Source organism: Piscirickettsia salmonis LF-89 = ATCC VR-1361 (assembly GCF_000297215.2).
GTDB classification, from domain to species: Bacteria; Pseudomonadota; Gammaproteobacteria; order Piscirickettsiales; family Piscirickettsiaceae; genus Piscirickettsia; species Piscirickettsia salmonis.
This window is the reverse complement of record NZ_AMFF02000270.1, coordinates 1-872: the sequence shown is the minus strand read 5'-3', so window position 1 is coordinate 872 and position 872 is coordinate 1. Positions and strand designations below refer to the sequence as shown.

Annotated in this window: 1 protein-coding gene; it reads right to left on the bottom strand. The window is 43.2% G+C overall.

Annotated features, from left to right (window positions below; genetic code table 11):
• Positions 1-23: 23 nt before the first annotated feature.
• Entirely contained in the window at positions 24-575 is a 552-nt protein-coding gene (locus tag C200_RS14025; RefSeq protein WP_032126863.1) for a paraquat-inducible protein A, read from the bottom strand.
• Positions 576-872: the final 297 nt, after the last annotated feature.

The following is an 872-nucleotide window of genomic DNA, read 5'->3' as shown; positions in this document are numbered from 1 at the left end:
TTATACAGACCAAAATCCTACGGTCAACACTTTTTAGCTGATTTTTTTTCTATGGTCTGAATCTGGCTTTCTAAACGGAAAAAATACCCCGTAAGGGCTTTAGTCATGAGCACAGAAAGAGCAAAACCAATCAGACCAGAATGCAGGGTGACTTCGGCCATCGCACCCAGTTTTACCGTCACCATCATCACCGCTACAATAAAAACATCCAACATAGACCACTTACCAAGGTGACCTAACCAACTCAGCCAACGCTGGCTGCTTGCCAAACTACCCCAAAACCAAATATACATCAGCAGGATCAATTTTACTAAGGGCAAAATCAGTGAAAACAATGCAATGATTATCCCTAAAAAGACATTGCCACTTTTAAACAAAGTCACTATAGACGAAATTAATGAAACCGTATTTTCAAACAACCACAACTTTTCAACAGAAATCAGGGGCATAAACACCCCATAAGCAAGAGCAATGAAAGACGACAGTAACAATACAGTAATAACCAGCATCTGCCACTTAGACACATATGCAAACAAGCGAGGGGAACACTGACTTTCTTTTACTGCTGTTGCCATACCCCTGCTCTCCTTACACCCATAAATAACGCCAAACCTCGAATTGAAACCCTCAAATTTAAAGTCGTAAGCGTCGCTACCTCGGTAGGTATTTTGCACATCCAATGATGCAAAATCGCCGAGCAAAACGCGACGACTATAAACCCTCGGCTGTCCGCGTCACACAGCGTTACGTGCCTTGAATCGGCACACTCCACTACTGTGCTCTCACATGACTCTACGGTTCGTATAGATTTTTAGACACTCGTTACGCTTGCTACAGACCTAACGGCCTTTCGCAACTCCGCTCTGCTAAAA

What these genes read in the sequence shown, in the direction of transcription:
- C200_RS14025 (WP_032126863.1), bottom strand. Translation starts at nt 575, where the DNA reads ATGGCAACAGCAGTAAAAGAAAGTCAGTGTTCCCCTCGCTTGTTTGCA.